Source organism: Nonomuraea sp. LP-02 (genome assembly GCF_036289125.1).
Lineage (GTDB): Bacteria > Actinomycetota > Actinomycetes > Streptosporangiales > Streptosporangiaceae > Nonomuraea > Nonomuraea bangladeshensis.
Genome location: NZ_JAXCLK010000001.1, coordinates 9000672 through 9023499, shown reverse-complemented (window position 1 = coordinate 9023499; position 22828 = coordinate 9000672). Strand labels below are relative to the sequence as shown.

Genomic DNA, 22828 nt, shown 5'->3' with positions numbered 1-22828 from the left:
ATGCCGCTCGACCACGGCGTGATCGGCCAGGAGGGGCCAGCGCACGAGCGCACCTGGACGGCCAGGGACACCATGCTGTACGCGCTCGGCGTCGGCGCGGGCCTCTCGGAGCTGGAGTTCGCGACCGAGAAGGGCCAGCGGGTGCTGCCGACGTTCGCGGTGCTGGCCGCGCAGTCGCCGGGGCGGCGGCTCGGCGACTTCGACCGGGCCATGCTGGTCCACGCCGAGCAGTCGTTCGAGGTGTTCCGCGAGCTGCCTGCGGCCGGCGGGGTGCGCACCTCCAGCACGGTCACCGGCATCTACGACAAGGGCTCGGGGGCGCTGGTGACCTCCGAGGCGCGGGCGGTCGATCTGGAGACCGGCGAGCCGGTCATCGTCAGCCGGAGCTCGGTGTTCATCAGGGGCGAGGGCGGCTTCGGCGGTGATCGCGGGCCGCGTGACGACTGGCGGGCTCCGGACCGGGCCCCCGACCACAAGATCACCTACGCGACGCGGCCCGAGCAGGCGCTGGTCTACCGGCTGTCGGGCGACTACAACCCGCTGCACAGCGATCCCGAGTTCGCCGCGCGGGCGGGCTTCGACCGGCCGATCCTGCACGGGCTGTGCACGTACGGGGTCACCGGGCGGGCGCTGCTGCACGCGGTCGCGGGCTCGGACCCGGCCAGGTTCAAGGCGATGTCGGGCCGGTTCAGCAGCCCCGTCTTCCCGGGCGAGGCGCTGACGGTGTCCATCTGGGTGGACGGGGCCGACGTGCTGTTCCGTACGGCGAAGGACGACGGCACGGTGGTCATCGACCGCGGCCGGGCCACCGTCGCCTGAGCCCCGGTCTCAGCTCTCGTCGAGCACGCGCAGGGGGTCGAGGCGGTGGATCAGCGTCATCGCCGCCTCGATCACCTCCTGGGCCTCCTCCTCGGTGTCGGAGGTGGCGACCTCGCGCGCGGCCTCGCCGATGATGCTGGTCAGCACGGCCACGGTGAACCGGTCGAGCGGGTCGCCGCCGGCACCGAGCAGCACGGCGTTCTGGCGGACCCACTCACGGCCCCGGGTGCGCCTGATCAGCTCGAAGCCGGGCGGCCCGTCGCCGTCCATGAACAGCCGGACCAGGTCGCGGCGCTCCCATGCCCCGGCGAGGTAGGCGCGCGCCCCGGCGATCAGCAGCTCGACCGGGTCGCTCACGCCCTCCTTCTTGGCCTTGGACACGCTGGCGGCCGAGGCCTGCTCGTGCGCGGCCTGGTGGTCCTCGTAGAGGGCGAGGAACAGCTCGGTCTTGCCGCCGAAGTGGTGGTAGAGGCTGCCGACGCTGGATCCGGCGCGGGCCACCACCTCGGAGACGTTGGCCTCGGCGAAGCCGTGCTCGCTGAAGACCTCGCGGGCCGCCTGCAGCATGCTCTTGCGGGTCTGCGCGGTGCGGCTCCACTCCCACGACGACTTGCGTGCCATGCGTGCCATGCTAGCGCCTCCAAATTCTAGAATCTGATTCTTGACACCGGACCTCCGTGCCCCGAATGTATTCCTAGAGAAAGATTCTAGAAATTTCCGCAGGCAGGAGGCGGCCGTGGACTTCTCACTCAGCCCCGAGGAACGGCAGATCCGCGACACCGTACGATCCTTCATCGAGAGAGAGGTCATGCCGCTGGAGCCCGACGTCCTGCGCAACGAGCGCGAAGGCCGGCCGGCGCTCGACCGCGACACGCTGCGCGAGCTGCGCGCCAAGGCCAGGAAGTCCGGGTTCTGGGGCATCAACACCCCCGAGGAGTACGGCGGCGCCGCCCTCGGCCCCGTCATGTCCGCGATCATCGCGATGGAGCTGGGCCGCACGTTCGTGCCGTTCACCTTCGGCGGCGCCGCCGACAACATCCTCTACGCCGGCACCGAGGAGCAGAAGCGCCGCTACCTCATCCCCACCATCGAGGGCGAGCGCCGCTCCTGCTTCGCGATCACCGAGCCGGGTGCGGGCTCCGACGCCCGCGCCATCCGCGCCAAGGCCGTACGCGACGGCAGCGAGTGGATCATCAACGGCGAGAAGACCTTCATCACCAACGGCAGCGAGGCCGACTTCGTCATGGTGTTCGCCGTGGCCGAGGAGCATGGCGTCACCTGCTTCCTGGTGGACAGGGAGATGGGCTGGACCTCCGAGCCGATCCCGACCATGGGCGAATGGGGCCCGGCGTCGCTGGTGTTCCAGGACGTCCGGGTGCCGGAGGAGAACATCCTCGGCGAGCTGGGCAAGGGCTTCGAGCTGGCCATGCAGTGGATCGGCCAGGGCCGCTACATGATCCCCGCCCGCGCGATCGGCTCGGCCGAGCGCATGCTCCAGATGGCCGTGGACTACGCCAAGATCCGCAAGTCGATGGGGCAGGCGATCGCGGAGTACCAGGCCATCCAGTGGATGATCGCCGACTCGCAGGTGGAGATCGAGGCCGCCAAGTGGCTCACGCTGTACGCGGCCTGGCGGGTCCAGGAGGGCATGGACGCCCGGCACGCCTCCTCCATCGCCAAGCTCAACGGCGCGGTCATGGCCAACCAGGTCGTCGACCGGGTGCTCCAGATCCACGGGGGTATGGGGTACACGAAGGAGCTGCCGATCGAACGGTGGTACCGGGAGCTGCGGCTGCTGCGCATCTTCGAGGGCACCGACGAGATCCAGCGCCGTACCATCGCCCGCAACCTGATCAAGGGACATGCGCGGCTGGGCCTCATCGGGGAGTGATCGCATGTCGGTCCACGCACTGTTCAACCCGCGCTCGATCGCCCTGGTCGGCGCCACCGACAAGTCGGGCTGGTCGGTCAGCACCCTGCTCAACCTGCGTACGCACGGATTCCCCGGGCCGGTGCACCTGGTGAACCCGCGCGGCGGCGTGGTGCACGGGCAGCCCGCCCACCGCAGCCTCACCGACATCCCCGAACCCGTCGACCTCGCGTACGTCATGGTGCCGACCCCGGCGGTGCTCGGCGTGCTCAAGGAGGGCGCCAAGCTCGGCATCCGCGACTACGTGGTGCTGACGGCGGGCTTCGGCGAGTCGGGCGAGGCGGGCGCGCGGATGGAGGCCGAGATCGCCGCCTTCGCCCGCGAGCACGGCCTGACCATCCTCGGGCCCAACGGCAACGGCTACATCAACGCCGCCGCCGGGATCACCCCGTACGGGCTGCCCATCCCCGAGCCGCTGCTGCGCGGCTCGGTCGGCGTGGTGCTGCAGAGCGGCGCGCTGGCCAGCTCGGTGCTGGGCTTCGCGCTGGCCCGCAACGTCGGCGTCAGCCTGCTCACCTCGATGGGCAACGAGTCGGTCGTCACGGTCACCGACGTGGTCGACTACCTCGTGGACGATCCGGCGACCAAGGTGATCGCGCTGTTCCTGGAGACGATCAGGAACCCGGCCGAGTTCTCCCGGGTGGCGCGGCGGGCACTGGAGGCCGGCAAGCCGATCGTCGCGCTGAAGATCGGGCGCAGCACGCTGGCCTCACGTACCGCGCAGGCCCACACGGGCGCGCTCGTCGGCGACGACGACGTCATCGACGCCGCCCTGCGGCAGCTCGGCGTGATCCGGGTGCGCTCGCTGGAGGACCTGATCATCACGGCCGGCCTGCTGGCCTCGACCGGGCCGCTGCCCGGCCGGCGGGTCGGCGTCGTGACGCCCTCCGGCGGCGCGTCGGAGATCATCGCCGACCGGGCCGAGGACGAAGGGCTGGAGCTGCCGGCGTTCGCGCCGGAGACCGTGGCCAAGCTGGCCGAGATCGTGCCGTCGTTCGGCACCGTGCAGAACCCGCTCGACGTCACCGGCTACGTCCTCATCGACCGGACGCTGCTGGGACGGGCGCTGGAGGTGGTCACCGCCGATCCCGGCATCGACGTGGTGCTGCTGCTGTCCGAGCCGCCCAAGGTCGCGCCGCCCGACCCGGCGCCGGTCTTCGCGCTGTACTCGGCGAGCGCGCGGCGCATCGCCGAGTCGCCGGTGCCGGTCGTCGTGGTGAGCAACGTGCTCACGGACGTCACGGAGTTCGGACGGCGGGTGCAGCAGGAGACCGGCTATCCGTACGTGGCGGGCGGGATCGAGCACGGCCTCCAGGCCATCGCGGCCGCGGTCCGCTGGTCCGAGACCCGGGAGCACGCCCTGTCCCGGCCCACTGCCGCTCCGCCCGCCTCCGTGGCCGTACCCGAGGGGGCGACGGGGGTGTGGGCCGAGCACCGGGCCGCCGCTCTGCTGGGCGCGGCCGGGCTGCCCGTCGTGCCGTCGGCGCTCGCCAGGACCGCGGACGAGGCCGTCGCGGCGGCCGCGAGCTTCGGCTATCCCGTCGTGCTCAAGGTGGCCGCGGAAGGGCTCGGCCACAAGAGCGACATCGGCGGGGTCCGCCTGGACGTACGGGACGCCGCCGCGGTCGGGCGGATCCACGGCGAGCTCATGGCCGCGGTGCCGGACGCGGACGGGGTGCTCGTGCAGCCGCAGCGCGGCGGCGGGATCGAGCTGCTGGTCGGGATCGTCCGCGATCCCGCCTGGGGGCTGACGCTCGCCGTCGGGCTCGGCGGGGTGTGGGTCGAGGTGCTGCGGGACGCGGCGCTGCGCGTGCTGCCGGTGGACGCCGCCGAGGTCCGCCGGGCCCTGTCGGAGCTGCGCGGCGCGGCGCTGCTGCAGGGGGCCAGGGGCGCCGAGCCCGCCGACCTCGACGCGGTGGCCGAGGTGGTGGCGCGGATCGCGGCGTTCGCCGAGGGTCTGGGCGAACGCCTGGAATCCCTGGAGATCAATCCGCTCCTCGTCACCGGCTCCCGCGTCGAGGCCCTGGACGCGTTGGTGACCTGGCGCGACTGACCTCACGCCACCGCCGGCCGGGGACCCTGGGTCCCCGGCCGGCGCGGCATGACGTTCGTCAGGGCAGGCGGTTGGCGAGGACGAGGGTCGCGGCCGAGGCGAACATGCCGCCGTTGCCCAGCACGACGCTCACCTCGACGCCGGGCACCTGGGCCGCCGCCTCGCCGCGGAGCTGGCGCACCGCCTCCTGGATGGCGAACATGCCGTACATGCCGGTGTGCGTGTAGGACAGGCCGCCGCCGTTGGTGTTCATGGGCAGCCGGCCGCCGGGCGAGGTGTGGCCCTCGGCGATGAACGCCCCCGCCTCGCCCCGGCCCACGAACCCGAGATCCTCCAGGCCGTAGATCGGCACGTGGGCGAAGGCGTCGTACACCATGAGGTGGTCGACGTCCTCGTGAGTGATCTTGGCCTCGGCGAACGCGGCCTCACCGGACCGCCGGAACGCCTTGGAGGTGGTGAAGTCCTCCATCTGCGAGATGATCGGCGACTCGGCCGACTCGCCCGAGCCCAGCAGGTGGACCGGGGAGCGGCGGGCGCGCTCGGCGGAGGTGACGACCAGCGCGCCGCCGCCGTCCGTGACCAGGCAACATTCCAGCAGGTGGAACGGGTAGGCGACCATGCGCGAGGCGAACACGTCCTCGACCGTGATGAGATCGCGGAACATCGCCCGCGGGTTGAGGTGCGACCAGCGCCGCTGCGCCACCGCCACCTCGGCGAGCTGCTCGTGGGTGAGGCCGGTCTCCTTCATGTAGCGCAGCGCCGTGATCGTGAACGACGTGGGTGGCCCGACCACGCCGTACGGGATCTCGAACTGGCCCAGCAGCGAGTCCGGCCCCATGCCGTACCGGCCGGCCCCGACGCGCGAGCGGCCCGACTCGCCGTGCGTGATGAGCACGGTGTGGCACAGCCCGGCGCGGATGGCCGCCGCCGCGTGCCGTACGTGGAACAGGAACGACGAGCCGCCCACGCCCGTGCCGTCCAGCCAGGCGGGGGTGATGCCGAGGGCGTGGGCCACCTGGATCGGGCCGGGCGTGCCGACCGTCGCGACGCCGTCGATGTCGTCCTTGGTCAGCCCCGCGTCGGCGAGCGCGTTGCGGGCGGCCTCCAGGTGGAGCTGGAGGGTCGAGTGGTTCGGGAGGCGGCCGACCTCGTCGGTCTCGGCGGCGCCGGCGATCACGACGTTCATCGGGCGCCTCCCGCGTCCGTGGCGGCGGGCTCGAAGAGGGGCACCGACACCTCGCCGCGCCGCTCGAACACCACCCGCAGCTCCATGTCCAGTGGCAGCTTCTCGGGGACGTTCTCGACGCCCACGATGTTGGTCATCATGCGTACGCCCTCCTCCAGTTCGACGACCGCGATGGCGTACGGGCCGTCGTCCTGGAAGCCGGGGGCGGGGCGGTGGTTGATCACGTACGAGTAGAGGGTCGCACGGCCGCTGGCCCGGACCCATTCGACCTGGTCACTGCCGCAATGGGGGCAGCTCGGGCGCGGGTAGAAGTAGTGGCGCGCACATGTCTGGCAGCGCTGGATCCTGAGCTCTCCCTCGGCCGTGCCGTCCCAGAACGGCTGGGTGTCGGGTGTGGGCTTAGGTGCCGGCTTCATCGGCCTCCCCAATCTGGTTCTAGAATTTCACTCTAGAACCAGCCGGACCAGAGAGGGAAGACCCACGAGGACGATCACCGGCCGGGAGGCGGAATCAGGGGCTGGGGATGCCGTTGCCGTTGCGTCCGCGCCCGGCGAGCACCTCCTCCAGGCTCGGCCGCGGCTCGTTCGCGTCGCGGAAGCCCGGCTGGGCGAGCTGGATCAGCACCCCGTGCGCCTCCTTGGGGTGCAGGAACACCTCCTGCCAGCGCGCGTCGGCCCGGTTGAGCCCGTGCAGGCGGAAGCCGCGGGCGGTGAGCCGGGCGACGGCCGCCTCCAGGTCGTTGACGTGGAAGTTCAGGTGGTGGACGCCGCCCCGGCCCCGGGTGAGCTCGAAGAAGCTGTCGAAGAAGGACGAGCCTGCCAGCGGCTCCATCAGCTCGACCTTGCCGCCGTTCGCGTACGTGAGCTGGAGGGTGCGGTAGCCGCTGACCCGGTTGTCGCCCCCGCCGCCCAGATGCCGGCCGCCGAGCAGGTCACTGTAGATCGGCAGCAGGTCCCTGATGCGCGGCGCGGCCACGGCGGTGTGGTCGAAGATCACCTCAAGGCCGTCCAGTTCCAGGTCCAAGGCGAGACTCCTTACTCCGTCGAATCCTAGAATTTCATTCTAGCGCGCGGACCGTGACTCACCCTTGACGGAGGCCCACTGTGAGGAGCAGCATCACAGAAACCGATTCTAGAGCTAGCTTCTAGAACTAGGCGGGGGTCCAGCCCGATCAGAAAGGCCGTCCATGAGGCTGTCCTACGTCCGCGAGCTCGACGAGTACCCGACCGGTGCTCGGCGCATGAAGATCCTCACCATGGCCGTCCTGGCCATCCTCATCGGCTCCTATGAAGGGCAGATCGCGCCCGTCGTCCCGCTGCTGCTGAAAGACCTGGACATGACGCTGGCCACGTACGGCGCCGTGTCCGGCGCGGCGGCCGTGGCCGGCGCGATCGCGTCCATCCTCGGCGGCCGGCTCACCGACCGGGTGGGGCGGGTGCGGCTGCTCATCCCGCTCATGGCGCTGACCGCCGTGTGCTGCTTCGCCATGACACTCGTGCACAGCCCACGCGACCTGCTGATCGCCAGGATCGTGCTGGCGTTCGTGGACGGCGTGGCGATGGCCAGCACGGCTCCGCTGATCCGCGACTTCTCCCCGCGGCTCGGGCGGGCGCAGGCGTTCGGGTTCTGGACGTGGGGGCCGGTCGGCGCGAACTTCCTGGCCGCCGCCGTCGCCGGCTGGACCCTGCCGATCTTCAACGACTCCTGGCGCTCGCAGTTCGTCATCATGGGCTGCTTCTCGCTGGTCATCTCGGTCGTCATCGCGCTCAACATCGCCGACCTCTCCCCCGAGCTGCGGGCCAGGATCCAGCACACCGAGCGCGCCGCCACCGAGGCCGTCGACGTGACCCGGCCGGCCCGGATCTCGGCGCTGTTCGCCCGGCCCAACATCTGGGCGCACGTCGTCGGCATCTCGCTGTGGCTGGTCCTCTACATCACGCTGTCGCTGTTCGGGCAGACCATGCTGGTCGGCGCCCTCGGCGTGAGCAGCGCGGAGGCGTCCACGATCATGGCGGCGTTCTGGAGCCTCAACCTCATCACGCTCATCGTCACCGGCCGCCTGTCCGACCGGTTCCAGCTCCGCAAGCCGTTCACCCTCGGCGGGACGATCGCCGCCGTGCTCGTCACCACCTTCCTCGCCGTGCTCCTCGGCCGGCCCGAGGTCTCCTCCGGGACGCTCATGGTCGTCGGCGCGCTGCTCGGCGGCTCGCTCGGCGTCGCGTACGCGCCCTGGATGGCGAACTACTCCGAGGACGCCGAGGACGCCGACCCGCGCCTGCAGGGCACCGCGTGGGGCCTGTTCGGCTTCCTGTCCAAGGGCATCGCGGTGGTCGGGCTGCTCGTCATCCCGCGCGTGGTCGAGGCCACCGGCTGGCAGACCTGGCTGTACGTGGCGCTCGGCTGCCTCGTCCTGTTCATCCCCGCGATCCTGATGTTCAACGGCCCCTGGCGGCGTACCGACCGGACCCCCGTCAACGTGGCGGTGAAGGCGGAAGGCTGACCTGCCGCCTTTCCGGAACGACGAAACGGCAGGCCGCCGATCCCGAGGGGGGACCGGCGGCCTGCCGCTTCACGTTACGACCCGCTTTCAGTCGCGGTGCAGCTTGCGGTACGTCACCCGGTGCGGACGCGCCGCGTCCGCGCCCAGGCGCTCGACCTTGTTCTTCTCGTAGTCGGCGTAGTTGCCCTCGAACCAGAACCAGTTCGAGCCTTCCTCCCACGCCAGGATGTGCGTGGCGATGCGGTCGAGGAACCACCGGTCGTGCGAGGTGATGACCGCGCAGCCCGGGAAGTCGAGCAGCGCGTTCTCCAGCGACGACAGGGTCTCGGTGTCGAGGTCGTTGGTCGGCTCGTCCAGCAGCAGCACGTTGCCGCCCTGCTTGAGGGTGAGCGCCAGGTTGAGCCGGTTGCGCTCGCCGCCCGACAGCACCCCGGCCTTCTTCTGCTGGTCGGGGCCCTTGAACCCGAACGCCGCGATGTAGGCCCGCGACGGCATCTCGACGTTGCCGACCTTGATGTGGTCGAGCCCGTCGGAGACGACCTCCCAGACGTTCTTGTTCGGGTCGATGCCGCCGCGGCTCTGGTCCGCGTAGGAGATCTTGACCGTGTCGCCGATCGTGATCGACCCCTTGTCGGGAGTCTCACCGCCGGTGATCATCCGGAACAGCGTGGTCTTGCCGACGCCGTTGGGGCCGATGATGCCGACGATGCCGTTGCGCGGCAGGTCGAACGTCAGGCCCTCCATCAGCAGCCGGTCGTCGAAGCCCTTGGTGAGCTCCTCGGCCCTGATGACCGTGGTGCCGAGACGCGGGCCCGGCGGGATCTGGATCTCGTCGAAGTCCAGCTTGCGGTATTTGTCAGCCTCGGCCGCCATCTCCTCGTACCGCTGGAGACGGGCCTTGCTCTTGGTCTGGCGGGCCTTCGGGTTGGAGCGGACCCACTCCAGCTCGTCCTCCAGGCGCTTCTTGCGCTTGACGTCCTTCTGCCCCTCGACCTTGAGCCGCTGCGCCTTCGCCTCCAGGTAGGTCGAGTAGTTGCCCTCGTAGGCGTAGGCGCGGCCGCGGTCGAGCTCCAGGATCCAGTTCGCCACGTTGTCCAGGAAGTAGCGGTCGTGGGTGACGGCCAGCACGGTGCCGGCGTACTTCTCCAGGTGCTGCTCCAGCCACTGCACGCTCTCGGCGTCGAGGTGGTTGGTGGGCTCGTCGAGCAGCAGCAGGTCGGGGGCCTCCAGCAGCAGCTTGCACAGCGCGACCCGGCGGCGCTCACCACCGGACAGCGTGGTCACGTCGGCGTCGGGCGGCGGGCAGCGCAGGGCGTCCATCGCCTGTTCGAGCTGGCTGTCGAGATCCCAGGCGTTGCGGTGCTCCAACTGGTCCTGCAGCTTGCCCATCTCGTCCATCAGCTCGTCGCTGTAGTCGGTGGCCATCTGCTCGGCGATCTCGTTGAAGCGCTGGAGCATCGCCATCGTCTCGGCGACACCCTCCTGCACGTTGCCGAGGACCGTCTTCTCCTCGTTGAGCGGGGGCTCCTGCTGAAGCATGCCCACCGTGAAGCCCGGCATGAGCCGCGCGTCACCGTTGGACGGCTGCTCCAGGCCGGCCATCATCCGGAGCAGCGTGGACTTCCCGGTGCCGTTCGGCCCCAGAACACCGATCTTGGCTCCGGGCAGGAACGACAGCGTGACGTCGTCAAGGACCACCTTGTCGCCGTGCGCCTTACGCACGCGCTGCAGCGTGTAGATGTACTCCGGCATGCCCCCTAGCTTAGGGGCTCCTGACCCAGGCTTCCGCCGCTCCTCCCCACCGCACCCGCCGGTACGTACCCGACCGCCTTCTGGGCACGGAGGTCTTCGAAGGCAGGAGGGCTCACTCGGTTGATTCGAGCCTCCTCCTCCAACGGCGACTCTCAGACCCGGGCCGAGACCCGGGATAGGCCCCAGGCTGAGGGTGAGAACCGGACTGCGACCGAGGATGGGGCCCCGGAGTGGGACTGACACCCAGACCGGGGCCCCGGCTGAGACTGAGACCGGGCTGGGTCCCGGGCTAGGACCCGGGCTGAGGATGGGACCCGGGACCGAGCTGAGGGTCGGGGCCGAGACTGGGGCCGGAGGCGACGCTGGGGCCGGAGGCAAGGTCGGGGCCGGAGGCGAGGTCGGGGCCCGGGGCGGCTTTGTGCTGGGGCTGGGACTGCCACCGAGACAGAGCCTGGGAAGGAGATGGAGACGACGGCGGAGACGGAGGCTGGGACTGGGACTGGGACTGAGGCTGGGACTGAGGCTGGGACTGAGGCTGGGACTGAGGCTGGGACTGAGGCTGGGACTGAGGCTGGGACTGAGGTGGGATCTCGGGGTGCGGAGGAGAGGGCTCGGGGAGGGGGTGGGGCTCGGGTTGGGGCTCAGCGGCGGGCGGGGAGCCGGGCTGGGGTTGGATGACGGACACGCAGACGCGGTCGCGGCCCAGCTCCTTGGCGCGGTAGAGGGCCAGGTCGGCGGCGGCCAGCAGCTCGATGAGATCGTCGCCGTGGACATTCATCAGAGCCACGCCGGTCGAGACGGTGACCCTGATCAGGGTGTCATCGGCGGGGACGGCCAGGTGGCGGATGCGGGTGCGGAGGCGCTCGGCGACGCGACGGGCCTCGTGGGAGTCGGCGCCAGGCAGCAGCACCACGAACTCCTCGCCGCCGAAGCGGCCCACCACGTCGTACTCGCGGAGCTGGCCGCGCAGCGTGGACGCCACCCCGACGAGCACCTGGTCGCCGGCCAGGTGACCGTGGGCGTCGTTGACGCGTTTGAAGTGGTCGATGTCGAGGATCAGAAGGGCCAGACTCGCGCCGGTGCGCCGCGCGCGGACGATCTCCATGTCGGCCTCGCGATGCCAGGCGGCGGCGTTGAGCAGCCCGGTCTTGGCATCCGTACGGGCCGCCGCCTGGAGCTGGGCGTGCAGCAGGCTGCGTTGCAGCAGGACGACAGGCGGCAGGGCGAGCAGGAGCAGCGCCAGGTTGAGCCCGCAGACGATCGCGACGGAGATGCCCAGACACAGCTCGACGATGTCGAGCAGGAGGCTCTCTTTGTCCCAGAGCACCTCGCGCCAGCCCATGTCCGGGTCGGCGGTCAGGGCCGCGATGGCGATGAGGGCGATGTTGAGCAGCGCGAAGAGGACGGCGGCCAGGACCGCGAAGATGATCGGCGGCCCGCTGCCCTGCGACAGCAGCCCCGGCTCCGCGACGAAACGGTGGAACAGCACCGAAGCCGTGCATCCCGCCAGGCCGATGGCGGCCGCACTGGTGACCCGCCGATAGAGGACGGTCGCCCGGACCCGTACCTGCAGGAGCGCCTGCAGGACGATCGGCGCGAACAACGCGTAGAGCGGCGGCAGGAGCAGCGCCACCGGCAACCACCAGGCCGACAGCAGGTCGCGCGAGACGCCGGCCGGCACTCCGAGCCGCCGGGTCGCCTCGATGCAGACCGCGCCACAGCCCATGAGGGCGGCGAAGGTGTACGCGTCCGGCCACCGGAACTCCAGTGTTACCGCGAACACCATGATCGCGACGAGGTCGAGGGCGACCATCGCGACCAGGTAGATCACGAGCGCGCGGCGTTGCCCGAGCAACGGCCAGCGGCCGACCAGTGTTGACACACCGTCGCGAGGCTGGATAGAGGCGTGACTGGTCGCCGCCATCTCGTCTCCTCCCTAACTAACGATGTGTAACACAATAATTGCGGAGTGTGCGTTGTGCGATGGGAACCTATACGTTGGCATGGACCGTGCCTGCTCACTCCGCGAGCGGGCCGCGCCGGAAAGGAGCAGCCATGGTGCGGGGCGTCATCTGGACCTGATAGATGCTCTCTCTCGTTCTAATGCTGGTGTTCATGCCATCGGCCGCCCTCGGGGTGAAGTAACGGGCCTGGCTGGTGCCCCCCTCCCCCAGCTTTCCCCGCCCATCTCCCCCGCTCCTTCGACGGCGGTCCCTGCCAGGAAGGCCAGTTGCTACTGGTCAGGAGAAAGGCTGGTTGCTACCTCGACGACAGGTTGCTGCTGAGCGGCCAGTGGCTGCCTGAGCGGCCGGTTGCTGGTGTGCAGGGCAGCCGGTTGCTGCCTGGCAGGACGACCGGTTGCTTGCCTGGTCGCGGGTTAGGGCGGTCGCATATCCGCCGTCCCGCCGCTCTCGCGAGGAGTGGCCCACGCCTACGAGGTCCCGCGACGGGCCCGCCGCGCCCCGGTGCGCGAACAGCTCGGCAGATAACAGCGCACTACGACCACCCCGCCCCGCCCCGTCGACCCGTCCTACGAGCCGGGTTGGGCGGGCCGGGGTGGGACGAGCTGGATGGGACGGGCCCGTTCGCGCAGGCCAGGCGCCAGGTGGAGCCGTTCGGGTTGGGCCGATTGGGCTGCGTGGGGCTGGGTTGGCCCGGCCGGGTTGGTTTGGCTGGGCCGGCCGGGTTGGTTTGGCTGGGCCGGCCGGGTTGGTTTGGCTGGGCCGGCCGGGTTGGTTTGGCTGGCTGGGCTGGAAGGGTTGCCTGGGCTGGGGTGGGCTGGCGGGGTGCGCGGACTAGGGTGCGCGGCCTGGGTTGGGCCGGCGGGGTTGCCGGCCTACCCGTACGTCAGGCCCGTGCGGCACAGCGGCTCACGGCTAGGCTGCCGCTCGTTCCTCCGGTAGGTGTGTCTCGGTGTCGTCGTCCAACGGGTCGGGCTGCTCCTGGTCGGGGGCGCCGAGGATGCGTACGGTGGGCGAGGAGGCGCGGCCGGGGCGGGTGGCCATGGCCCAGTCCTGGGTTTCCTCGTCGAGGCGGTCGCGCATCTCCTTGCTCATCGAGGTCGTGCCGCCGCCCCGCTCGGGCTTGGTGAAGGCGCCGGTGCCCCAGCGCAGGTCATGGCCCACGGCGCTGGCCTCGATCTCGGGCATGAAACGGCGGTCGCCCTCCGGGCCGAACTCACGGATGCGCAGCCTGCCGGACACCACGACGGGCTGCCCGGCCCGTACGGACGTGGCGACGTTGTCGCCGAGGGCGCGCCAGCAGCGGACCGTGAAGCAGACACGGTCGCCGTCCGTCCACTGGCCGGTCTTCTTGTCGAAGTAGCGATGTGAGGTGAGGACCCTCAGCGAGGTGACCCTGAGACCGTCCTCGAAGGTGTATTGCCTGGGCTCTGCTGCGACGTTGCCGGTGAGCGTGATGTAGATGTCGTTCATCCTGTGCCTTCCCCTGCTGCGGGCGGCGGGCGGGGTGCCCGCGTCCTGGTGACAAGGTGCCGCAGAGGGCCACGGCCGCGGGCGGGCGAACGGGATTCTGTGGATGGAGGCGTTCGGGCGAAGGGCGCACGCCCCCCGCTCACGCCCCCACCCGTGGCCGGGAGGAAGGCGCGAGGTCAGGCGGACAGGTCGCGCAGAGCCGTGTAGAACGTGTGGTGGCGGGCCAGCTCGCGTTCGACGGGCTCGACGACCATCGTGGCCGACACGGCGGCGACCCGGCGGCGCATCTCGCGTTCGAGGCGTTCGCGCTCCCGCGAGGCCCCCAGCTCCACGAAGTTGCGGGCCGCGATGCCGGACAAAGCGCCCAGCCCCAGCACCGAGGCCATCATGAGGCCCACCCACGGCAGCGTCGCGCTGTCGCCCAGCAGCTCCAGCGACGGCGGCAGCGAGCCCGGCATGAGCAGCCCGGCCGCCAGCCAGACCACGCCCGCCAGGAACGCCGCCACCAGCACGTACTGCCAGACCTTGAGCGCCCACCACCAGCCGGGCACGTGGTCGAGGCGGGGCGCCACCTCCGTCAGGTCCTCGGTCAGCGCCTTGGGCAACTGCTTGGAACGCGACTTCGCCGCCTGCTGAACGGCCGTGCGCCACACGGGGTGCATGTTCATGGACAGACCGTCGGCCAGGGCGTGCACCGCGTTGGCGACCTCGGCCGACTGGGCGCTCACCGAGCCGGTCGTGATCCCGCGGATCTCCTCGCTGACGTCCTCCAGCCGCAGGCTCTTCAGCGGGTCGGCGCGGAACCTGTCGACCCAGCGCGGGTACGGCCACCCCACCCACTTGCTGGAACGCTCGGCGTAGACGTTCTCCATGGCCTCGCCCACCGCCGGGACGCCGACCGCGTCGCACAGCGCGTCCGTCAGGCCCATGCGGCGGGCCTCGTCCACGGAGGCGGGCGCGGACAGCGCCTCCCCGAGCGGCATGGCCTCGGCGATGCGCTGCTCCAGCCGCTGCAGGTCGGCCTCCAGCTTCTGGATCGCGGCCCGGCGGCGGGAGACGGCGGTGGCGATGACGCTCTTCAGGCTCTCGATGCCCCGCCCGGTGACCGCCGAGGTCGGCACCACGCTCGGGTGCTCGACGCCCTCGCGGCGCAGCAGGTCGTTGAGGTCGATCAGCAGCTCGGCAAGCTCCTCGGTGTCGAGCTTGTCGGCCTGGTTGAGCGCGAACACGGTGACCGCGTCGTGCCCCGCCAGTTCGGTGACGTAGCGCCGGTGCGTGGAGGCGTCGGCGTACTTCTGCGGGTCGAGCACCCACACGACCAGGTCGGCCAGGCCGATGAGCCGGTCGGCCTCGGTGTCGGTGAGCGCCCTGATCGAGTCGTGGTCGGGCAGGTCGAGCAGGACGAGCCCGTTGAGCTGGGTGTCGCCCTTGTCGAGCGCGCTGGCCCGGGAGAAGCGGTGCCGCCACTGGATCTGCAGCCAGTCGAGCAGCGGCGCCGAACCCTCCAGCCCCCACACGCAGGCGTGCGTGCGGCCGGTCGTCGGCCGGCGTACGCCCGTCGGCGACAGCTCCAGCCCCGAGATGGCGTTGAACAACGACGACTTGCCGCTGCCCGTGCCGCCCGCGAGCGCGACGACGGTGTGCTCGGAGGAGAGCTTGAGGCGTTCGCCGGCCCGTTGCAGCAGCGCCGTGGCCTCGTCGAGCAGCTTCTTGTCGAGCCGGCCCGCGCCCACCTCGACCACCTTGGTGAGCGCGGTCAGCCGCGCGGCGAGCCCCGGCCTGGGGGTGGTCGTGGTGGTCATCGAGCGACCTCAAGGTTGTACGTCGCCTGGTAGAGGCGGGTCGCGGCGGACTCGTCGGGCACGCCCGCGGAGTCGAGCGCTTGCACGTAACGCATGGCTTCCTCGTCGAACAACATACCGATCCTGGCCCGCAGGTCGCTCAGCGCCTTCGCGCCGATGCCGCGCAACGACTCGGCGCCGAGCAGGGCGTTGACCAGGCGGTGCGGCACGCCCTCGCCGTTCGCGCCGCTGAACATGGCGACCGTGAAGATCAGGGCCAGCGCGTCGGGATCGAACGACACGATCTTCGACACCGAACGCTTGGCCACGCCTTCGGTCCGTACGAGCTCGCCCAGGTGATCCTGCCAGGACGCGATGGCCCGCCCGGTGTTGCGTACGAGCGTGTCGGAGGGGACGTCGAGCCCTTCGCCGAGCTTGCCGCCCAGCTCGGCGCGGTGCCGCCAGCGTGCGACGACCTCGGCGGTGGCGCGGTTGGCGGCGGCGACGATCACCGACTCCAGGCCGGTGCGGATCGCCGCCCTGAACGCGGTCACCCGCTCCGGCGCCTGCCTGGCCGCCCGGCCGCGCCGGCGGAGCTGCAGCGAGCGCATGAGGTCGCCCGAGCCGGCGAAGTCCTGCCAGCGGGCCAGCACCTCGCCGTGCAGCAGCGAACCGCTCCTCGCCGCCTTGTCGATATCGCTCAGCGCGCCGAAGAACGCGGCCTCCACGTCCTTGCGCAGCTCCGCGCGGAACGCGACCTGCGCCTCCAGGTGCTTGGCCAGCGCGGGTACGCGGGTGCGGAAGCTGTCGAGCACGCCGTTCAGCGTCTCGCGGACGGCCTGGGCGCGCCGTTCCTCGTCGACCGACAGCTCGGCCAGCCACAGGCGCAGGTCGGTGACCTCGCTGTCGGGCAGCCTGCCGTCGGTGACCTCCGACTCGTGGATGACGAACCGGTCGATGTCGCCCAGACCGTATTCGGTGAGCATCCGGACGAAGTGCTTCAGCACGACGTCCACCGCCTTCGGCTGCACCCGCGACAGCACGATGGCCAGCCGGGCGCCGCGCTCCTTGGCCAGCTTGAGCAGGCTCCAGGCGGGGGCGTCGGCGTAGCGGGCCGCCGTGGTCACGAAGATCCACAGGTCGGCGGCGTCGAGCATGCGGTGCGCGATCTCGTGGTGCTCCTCGACGACCGAGTCGATGTCGGGGGTGTCCAGCAGCGCCACGCCCTGCGGAAGCTTCTCGGTCGCGACCAGGACCAGGCCGTCGTTGGTGCCCGTGCCCGCGCCGCCGCCCCGGTTGGCAGTGGGCTCGGGCTGGTCGAGACGCTGTACGGTGCCGAGCAGCTCGCCCTCGGCGAACCACTGGCGGTCGTCCGGATGGCACACCAGGACGGGGGTGCCGGTGGTCGGGCGGCGGATGCCGGTGCGGGAGACGTTGCGCTCGGCGAGGCTGTTGACCAGCGTGGACTTGCCCGCGCCAGTGGAGCCGGCCACCACGATCAGGGCGGGGGCCGTGCTGGTCCGCACCCTGGGCAGGACGTAGTTGTCGAGCTGGGCCAGGAGGTCGGTGCGGGCCTGCCTGGCCTCCTTGACGCCGGGGAGGTCAAGGCCCAGGCGGAGGTCGGTGATGCTCTCGCGGAGCTGGTCGAGCGCGGTGGTGAGCGCTTTCACGGTCTCCGGTGGGAGGGCTTCGGTACGGGTGCCGTCGGCGGGCGGCTGCTCGTTGGCGGCGGCGTCCTTTTCCTCGGCCTCTTCCGCGTCTTCGCCGTCGTCCTCGCCTTCGTCGAGGGTGTTGGCCTCGGCCTGGCGGAGGGTGTTCTCCGCCGAGGCGTCGTCCTCGGGTGCGGCTTCTGTGGAGGCGATGGGGGTGGGCTCTTCGTCGTCGTCCGGCTCGTCGGCGGTGCGGGACTCCGTGGACGGGGCGAGGTCCGGCGAGGAGTCGTCCGGTTCTGCCGATAGGTCCAGGTCGGCGGAGACGTCAGCGTCCCCGGAGAGGGCGGCCTCGGTGGAGAGGTCGGGCTCCGTGGGTGGAGCGAGGTCTGGGGAGGGGGCCGAGTCCTGTGAGGGGCTCGGGTCCTCTGGAGAGCTTGCGCTGTGGTCCGCGGAGGGGTCGGTGGCGGGCGAAAGCGCTTCGACGGCGGGCGTCTCGTCGGCGGAGGGCTCGGCGTCGCCCCCCTGGCCAACGTCGCTCGGCTGGTCAACCTCGCTGGGCTGGTCAGCGTCGGTTGGCTGATCGGCGGCATTCGGGTGCTCGGGGGCGGGCTGGTCGTCGGCGGGTGAGGAGGTTGCGGTGGGGGGCTCGCCGGTGGGTGGGACGTTCAGGGCGGCGGGCCTGGTGAAGAGGGAGGGCTGGCCGGAGGGCGCAGCAGTGGGCCGGCCCGAGGTGGCGTCGGTGCCGTCGGCGGGGCGAGTGGGTCTGCCGGGGGCGGACCGGACAGGGCTCTGCGCGCCGGGAGCAGGCCGGGCGGGGTCCTGGGTGCCGGGGGCGGGACGGTCCGCTGAGGGGGTGTCCTCTGGGGCGGGGGAGGTGCCGGCGGCGGGCTTGCGGGGGGTGAAGAAGTCGATGCGGTCGGCGGGCTTGGCGGGGGCGCCGAACAGGTTGACCTCGCCCGGCTCGCCGTGGCCCTCAGGGGCGCCCGTGGCAGGGTGGCCGGGGAAGGCAGGGCGATTGGGGGACGTGGGGCGACGCCTGGGAAGTGGCTCGTGCGCCTGCTGCGGCTCGCGGGCCGCCCGCGGCTCGCGGCCCGGCTGCGGCTCCCTGCCCGGCCGTGGATCACGGCCCTGCTGCGGCTCCCGAGCCGGCAGCGGGTCGCGGGCCTGAGGTGGTTCGCCGGCGCGGCGCAGTTCGCGGACGTGTTCGGCCTCGCCGAGCCGCCGTTCGCGGGGCTCCTGGGCGGCGTCGTGGGGCGGGTGCGGCTCGCGGGGGGTGTCCTGGGGGTTCTTCTTGGCGTCCCCGGAGGGGGCGAAGGCGTCGAAGGTGTCGTCGTCGCTGATCGAGGGGAACGACAACGTCTGCTCCCCCAGCGACTCCGGCCGCCCGTCATCCATGGCCGTGTTCACGGCAGGCGCTCCGCTCGAACCATCTCGACCTCCTGGCCGACCCTGACGACGTCCCCGACGACGACGATCGCCGGCGGTCGTATCCCAGCCGCCGACACGCGGTCGGCCACGGTGGAAAGCGAAGCGACGACCGCCCGCTGCGTCGGAAGGGTACCGTCCTGCACCACCATTACGGGAGTATCCGGCGAACGTCCGTCTCGAAGGAGCGTCTCGGCCACCTTCGCCAGCCGCTCGACGGCCATCATGAGCACCAGCGTGCCCTGGGAACGGGCCAGGCCGGGCCAGTCGACGGTGGAGCGCTCGTCGTCGGGCGCCACGTGCACCGAGATGACGTGGAACTCCTGGCTGACCCCCCGGTGCGTCACCGGTACGCCGGCCGCCGCGGGGACGGCGACGGCGCTGGTGATGCCGGGGACGACGAGCACCGGGATGCCGGCCTCCGCGCAGGCGATCATCTCCTCGCCGCCGCGCCCGAAGACGAACGGGTCGCCGCCCTTGAGCCGCACCACGAACTTCCCCTGTCTGGCGCGGTCCACGAGGATGTCGTTGATCGTCTCCTGGGACAGCGAGCGGCCATAGGGGACCTTGGCGGCGTCGATCAGCTCAACGTCGGGGGCGAGCTCGTCGAGCAGGGCGCGCGGCGCGAGGCGGTCGGCGACGACCACGTCGGCCTGCGCGAGGAGCTGCCGCCCGCGTACGGTGATGAGCCCGGGATCACCGGGACCGCCGCCGACGAGGGCGACGCCGACGGGTTTGGTGCGGTTGCGGCGGGCGTCGACGGTGCCGTCGCGCAGGGCTTCGACCACGGCGTCGCGGATGCCGGCGGCCCGCCTGGGGTCGCCGCCCGCGGTGACGGCCACGCTGATCTCGCCGACGCGCCCGCTGGCGGGGGTCCAGGCGGCGGCGGCGTCCTTGTCGTCGGCCCGCACGCACCACACGCGCTTGGCCTCCGCCTCGGCGGCGACCGCGGTGTTGACGGACCTGTCGTCGGTGCACGCCTGGACGAGCCAGGCGCCGTCGCAGTCGCCGACCTCGTAGGGCCGGGCGTGCCAGGTGATCCGTCCGGCGGCGATGAGGTCGTCGAGTGCCGGGGTCACGCTCGGCGAGACGACCGTGACCTCCGCACCGGCCTCCAGGAGCGCGGGCACCCGCCGCTGGGCGACGCGGCCGCCGCCCACGACGAGCACCCGGCGGCCGGAAAGCCGCAGGCCGAGGAGGTAGGGGCCCATGAGGGAAATCTCCCGTTCGCGCAGGTTGTGTTAAGAGGTAAACCTACCGGCTTCGCATCCTTCATTTGCTGCGCACAGGTTAACGAGCACAAGTCAACGGCCGTCGAGAAGCGGCTGACGCGGATCCCAGCGCGGCCCGCCCTCGTCGTCCTTGCGGCGTCTGGCCATCGCTGACAGAGCCTCCAGGATAACCCGGTTGCCGAGGAAGGCGGTGATGTCCGCGTGGTCGTACGGCGGGGCCACCTCGACCAGCTCCATGCCGGCGACGGGCAGCTCGTAGCAGATGCGGCGTACGGCGTCGAGGAGCTGGCGGGCGGTCAGGCCGCCGGGCTCGGGCGTGCCGGTGCCGGGGGCGTGGCCGGGGTCGCAGACGTCGATGTCGACCGACAGGAAGATCTGGTCGCACTCGTCCAGCGCGATCGCGGACGCCTCCGTCAGCACCTCGTCCAGCCCGCGGGCGACGATCTCGGTCATCTCGTACGAGCGCATCCGCTGCCCGGCCATCCACGACAGCGTCTCCGGCTCGGGCCAGTAGCCGCGCAGGCCGATCTGGAGGAACCGGTCGCCGCGGATGGCGCCGGACTCGATGAGCCGCCGCATGGGCTGCCCGTGGCCGTACAGGTGGCCGAAGGTGATGTCGCCGGTGTCGGCGTGGGCGTCGAAGTGGATCATCGAGGTGCGGCCGGGCAGGTGCGCCCTGGCCGTGCCGCGCGCGTCGGGCAGCGCGATCGTGTGGTCGCCGCCCAGCACCAGGGGCACCGCGCCGGAGGCCGCGATGCGGTGCACGGCGTCCTCGATGGCCTGCAAGGAGCCCTCGACGTCGCCCGAGTAGCACTCGACGTCGCCGGCGTCGAGCACGCGCAGGTCCTTCAGCCCGTCCACGCGCAGCGCGAGGCTGGGACGTGAGCCGTCGTGCGGCAGGTAGCACGCCTGCCGCAGCGCCTGCGGCCCGAACCTGGCGCCCGGCCGGTGGGAGGTGCCGCCGTCGAAAGGGGCGCCCAGGATCACGACGTCCGCGCCCTCGTAGGACGCGGGATCTCCGAGGTCGCAGCGGTCGACCCCCAGGAACGTGTAATCCGGGCCGTACATGGCGCCGTATCGGGACAACAAGCTCACCTCCAGTGAGCACCATCCTTACACGGGCTTCTCGGTGACCCCCGCCGAGTCGAACGTCGCGACCTCGTGCATCACCCGTACGGCCGCGCACAGCATGGGGTGGGCCAGCAGCGCGCCGGTGCCCTCGCCGAGCCGGAGCTCCAGGTCTACAAGGGGACGCAGCCCGAGACGGGCGAGCGCGGCGGCGTGGCCGGGCTCGGCCGAGCGGTGCCCGGCCACGCAGTGGTCGAGCGCGGACGGGTCGAGAGCGGCGGCGACCAGGGCCGCGGCCCCGGCGATCACGCCGTCGAGCAGCACCGGGACGCGGGCCGCCGCGCCGCCGAGTATGAAGCCGGCGAGCGCGGCGTGCTCGAACCCGCCGACGGCGGCCAGCGCCCGCAACGCCTCGCTGGCCGAGGAGCCGAGCGTGCCGCCGTCGAGGCCGTTCACGCGCAGCGCCTCGCGGACGATCCCGACCTTCCGCTCGTACGTCTCGTCGTCGATGCCGGTGCCCCTGCCGGTGACCTCGGCCGGGTCGGCGCCGGTGAAGACGGAGATCAGGGCGGCCGAGGCGGTGGTGTTGGCGATGCCCATGTCGCCGGTGATCAGGCAGCGGGCCCCGCCCGCCACCAGGTCGCGGGCCACCGTGATGCCCGCCTCCATGGCCCTGACGGCCTGGTCGACGGTCATGGCGGGCCCGCGCGACAGGTCGGCGGTGCCGTAGCCGATCTTCCGCTTGACCAGGGCGGGCGCGTCGGGCAGGTCGGCGGCGACGCCGACGTCCACGACGGTGACCGGGACGCCGGCCTGGGCGGCGAAGGCGTTGGCGACCGCGCCGCCGGCCAGGAAGTTGGCCACCATCTGCACGGTGACCTCCTGCGGCCAGGGCGTGACGCCCGCGGCGTGCACGCCGTGGTCGGCCGCGAAGATGGCCAGCGCGGCCGGGGCGGGCAGGGGCGGCGGGCAGGCGCCGGCCGCGCCCGCCAGACGGACCGCGACGTCCTCAAGCACGCCGAGCGAGCCGCGCGGCTTGGTCAGGCGGTCCTGGAACGCTCGGGCCTCGGCGATCGCCACCGGGTCGGCGGCGCGGATCGCGGCGAGGGTGTCGGCCAGCACGGCGTACCTCCGGGAAGAAGGGTCTTAGGGGGGCTCAGTGGACGAGCTGAAGTGCTTCCTCGTAACGCTCTATGACGACGTCGGCCAGGGGCTCGCAGTCGCCGATCACCTCGGCGCAGCGGATGTCGAGGTCGGGGTGGCCGGCGCCGTACGCCAGCGCCTGCGCCCACACGCGCTCCAGCATGCCGCCCGCGAACAGCAGGTAAGGCACCACGATCACGCGCCTGGCCCCCAGGCGGCGGCAGCGTTCGAGCCCGCCGGGCACGCCGGGGGGCGTCACCGACACGAACGCGGTCTCGACGGTCATGAAGTCGTAGGCGTGCGTCTCCCAGAACAGCCGGGACACGCGGTGGATCTCGGCGTTGGCCGCCGGGTCGGTCGAGCCCTCGCCGACCAGCACGATGCCGGTCTCGCCCGGCTCGACGTGCAGGTCCTCGTCGAGGGGGGCGTCCACGGCGCGCAGCCGGGGGCGGGCGCCCGCGGGCTCCAGCGCGCGCGGCCTGGACAGGTCGGCGGCGGCCTCGGTGAGCCGCTCGGCCAGCAGCGACAGCACGCGGGGGTCGGGGCCGAGGGGGCGGCCGTAGTCGTACATGAGGGTCGGGTGGCGCTGCTGCTCGCGTTCCATGGCGGCGCCGAGGTCGTCGCTCGCCCTGTTGAGGCTGAGCGGCAGGGCGACGAGACGGTGGTGGCCCCTCGCGACCAGGGATGCGACGGAGTCGCTCAGCCCCGGCGTGGCGCGCTCCAGGTAGCCGCCGGAGACGTCGACGGCCGTCAGGTCGAGGCGGCAGCGGAGCCGGTGTACGAACCTGCCGAACTCCGCGGCGTAGGCGTCATCGTGCGAGCCCTGCCCGATCAGCAGGAGCGGCGGCTTCAT

Annotated in this window: 17 protein-coding genes; 4 read left to right on the top strand and 13 right to left on the bottom strand. The window is 71.7% G+C overall.

Going from position 1 to position 22828, the window contains the following annotated elements; genetic code table 11:
* Positions 1-819, top strand: a complete 819-nt coding sequence (locus tag SMD20_RS41985; RefSeq protein ID WP_329591913.1) for a MaoC/PaaZ C-terminal domain-containing protein — start codon at positions 1-3, stop codon at positions 817-819.
* A 9-nt stretch (positions 820-828) separates the two neighbouring features.
* Here the strand turns inward: SMD20_RS41985 and SMD20_RS41980 are convergent, their stop codons facing one another.
* Positions 829-1440 carry a TetR/AcrR family transcriptional regulator gene (locus SMD20_RS41980; protein ID WP_329591911.1) on the bottom strand — a complete coding sequence of 204 codons (612 nt, stop codon included), beginning with the start codon at positions 1438-1440 and terminating at the stop codon, positions 829-831.
* Between the two features lie 115 nt (positions 1441-1555).
* Here SMD20_RS41980 and SMD20_RS41975 point away from each other — a divergent pair, with 115 nt between their 5' ends.
* Positions 1556-2710, top strand: a complete 1155-nt coding sequence (locus tag SMD20_RS41975; RefSeq protein ID WP_329591909.1) for an acyl-CoA dehydrogenase family protein — start codon at positions 1556-1558, stop codon at positions 2708-2710.
* A 4-nt stretch (positions 2711-2714) separates the two neighbouring features.
* Positions 2715-4802 carry an acetate--CoA ligase family protein gene (locus tag SMD20_RS41970; protein WP_329591907.1) on the top strand — a complete coding sequence of 696 codons (2088 nt, stop codon included), beginning with the start codon at positions 2715-2717 and terminating at the stop codon, positions 4800-4802.
* Positions 4803-4860: 58 nt separating this feature from the next.
* On the opposite strand, the gene SMD20_RS41965 is transcribed toward SMD20_RS41970, so the two are convergent.
* The 3 genes from SMD20_RS41965 to SMD20_RS41955 form a co-directional block, all read right to left on the bottom strand.
* Complete coding sequence (locus tag SMD20_RS41965) at positions 4861-5988, bottom strand: thiolase C-terminal domain-containing protein (protein ID WP_329591905.1); 1128 nt, start codon at positions 5986-5988, stop codon at positions 4861-4863.
* Positions 5985-6404, bottom strand: coding sequence for a Zn-ribbon domain-containing OB-fold protein (locus SMD20_RS41960; protein ID WP_329591904.1), 420 nt, complete (start codon positions 6402-6404; stop codon positions 5985-5987). Before SMD20_RS41960 ends, SMD20_RS41965 begins: the two co-directional genes overlap by 4 nt.
* A 94-nt stretch (positions 6405-6498) precedes the next feature.
* Positions 6499-7011, bottom strand: a complete 513-nt coding sequence (locus SMD20_RS41955) for a VOC family protein (protein ID WP_329591903.1) — start codon at positions 7009-7011, stop codon at positions 6499-6501.
* Between the two features lie 163 nt (positions 7012-7174).
* Between SMD20_RS41955 and SMD20_RS41950 the strand changes: the two genes are divergently transcribed.
* Complete coding sequence (locus tag SMD20_RS41950) at positions 7175-8488, top strand: MFS transporter (protein ID WP_329591901.1); 1314 nt, start codon at positions 7175-7177, stop codon at positions 8486-8488.
* Between the two features lie 87 nt (positions 8489-8575).
* Here SMD20_RS41950 and ettA read toward each other — a convergent pair whose 3' ends face one another.
* The 9 genes from ettA to SMD20_RS41905 form a co-directional block, all read right to left on the bottom strand.
* On the bottom strand, positions 8576-10240 hold the full coding sequence (ettA, locus tag SMD20_RS41945) for an energy-dependent translational throttle protein EttA (protein ID WP_329591899.1): 1665 nt from the start codon (positions 10238-10240) through the stop codon (positions 8576-8578).
* A 289-nt stretch (positions 10241-10529) separates the two neighbouring features.
* The gene (locus tag SMD20_RS41940) at positions 10530-12122 is read right to left on the bottom strand and encodes a GGDEF domain-containing protein (RefSeq protein WP_329591897.1); all 1593 of its coding nucleotides are present in this window, start codon (positions 12120-12122) and stop codon (positions 10530-10532) included.
* A 994-nt stretch (positions 12123-13116) separates the two neighbouring features.
* Positions 13117-13674 carry a single-stranded DNA-binding protein gene (locus SMD20_RS41935; RefSeq protein WP_329591895.1) on the bottom strand — a complete coding sequence of 186 codons (558 nt, stop codon included), beginning with the start codon at positions 13672-13674 and terminating at the stop codon, positions 13117-13119.
* Positions 13675-13850: 176 nt separating this feature from the next.
* Positions 13851-15476, bottom strand: coding sequence for a GTP-binding protein (locus SMD20_RS41930; protein ID WP_329591893.1), 1626 nt, complete (start codon positions 15474-15476; stop codon positions 13851-13853).
* Positions 15473-18514 (bottom strand): dynamin family protein, encoded by a 3042-nt coding sequence (locus SMD20_RS41925; RefSeq protein ID WP_329591891.1) that lies wholly within the window; start codon positions 18512-18514, stop codon positions 15473-15475. The genes SMD20_RS41930 and SMD20_RS41925 overlap by 4 nt, the downstream gene beginning before the upstream one ends.
* Positions 18511-19743, bottom strand: a complete 1233-nt coding sequence (gene cobA, locus SMD20_RS41920; protein WP_329591889.1) for a uroporphyrinogen-III C-methyltransferase — start codon at positions 19741-19743, stop codon at positions 18511-18513. Before cobA ends, SMD20_RS41925 begins: the two co-directional genes overlap by 4 nt.
* 93 nt (positions 19744-19836) lie before the next feature.
* Positions 19837-20850: an agmatinase gene (gene speB / locus SMD20_RS41915; RefSeq protein ID WP_329591887.1), complete on the bottom strand. Its 1014-nt coding sequence runs from the start codon at positions 20848-20850 to the stop codon at positions 19837-19839.
* 27 nt (positions 20851-20877) lie between these two features.
* Positions 20878-21954, bottom strand: coding sequence for a nicotinate-nucleotide--dimethylbenzimidazole phosphoribosyltransferase (gene cobT, locus SMD20_RS41910; protein WP_329591885.1), 1077 nt, complete (start codon positions 21952-21954; stop codon positions 20878-20880).
* A 34-nt stretch (positions 21955-21988) separates the two neighbouring features.
* Entirely contained in the window at positions 21989-22828 is an 840-nt protein-coding gene (locus SMD20_RS41905; RefSeq protein ID WP_329591884.1) for a sirohydrochlorin chelatase, read from the bottom strand.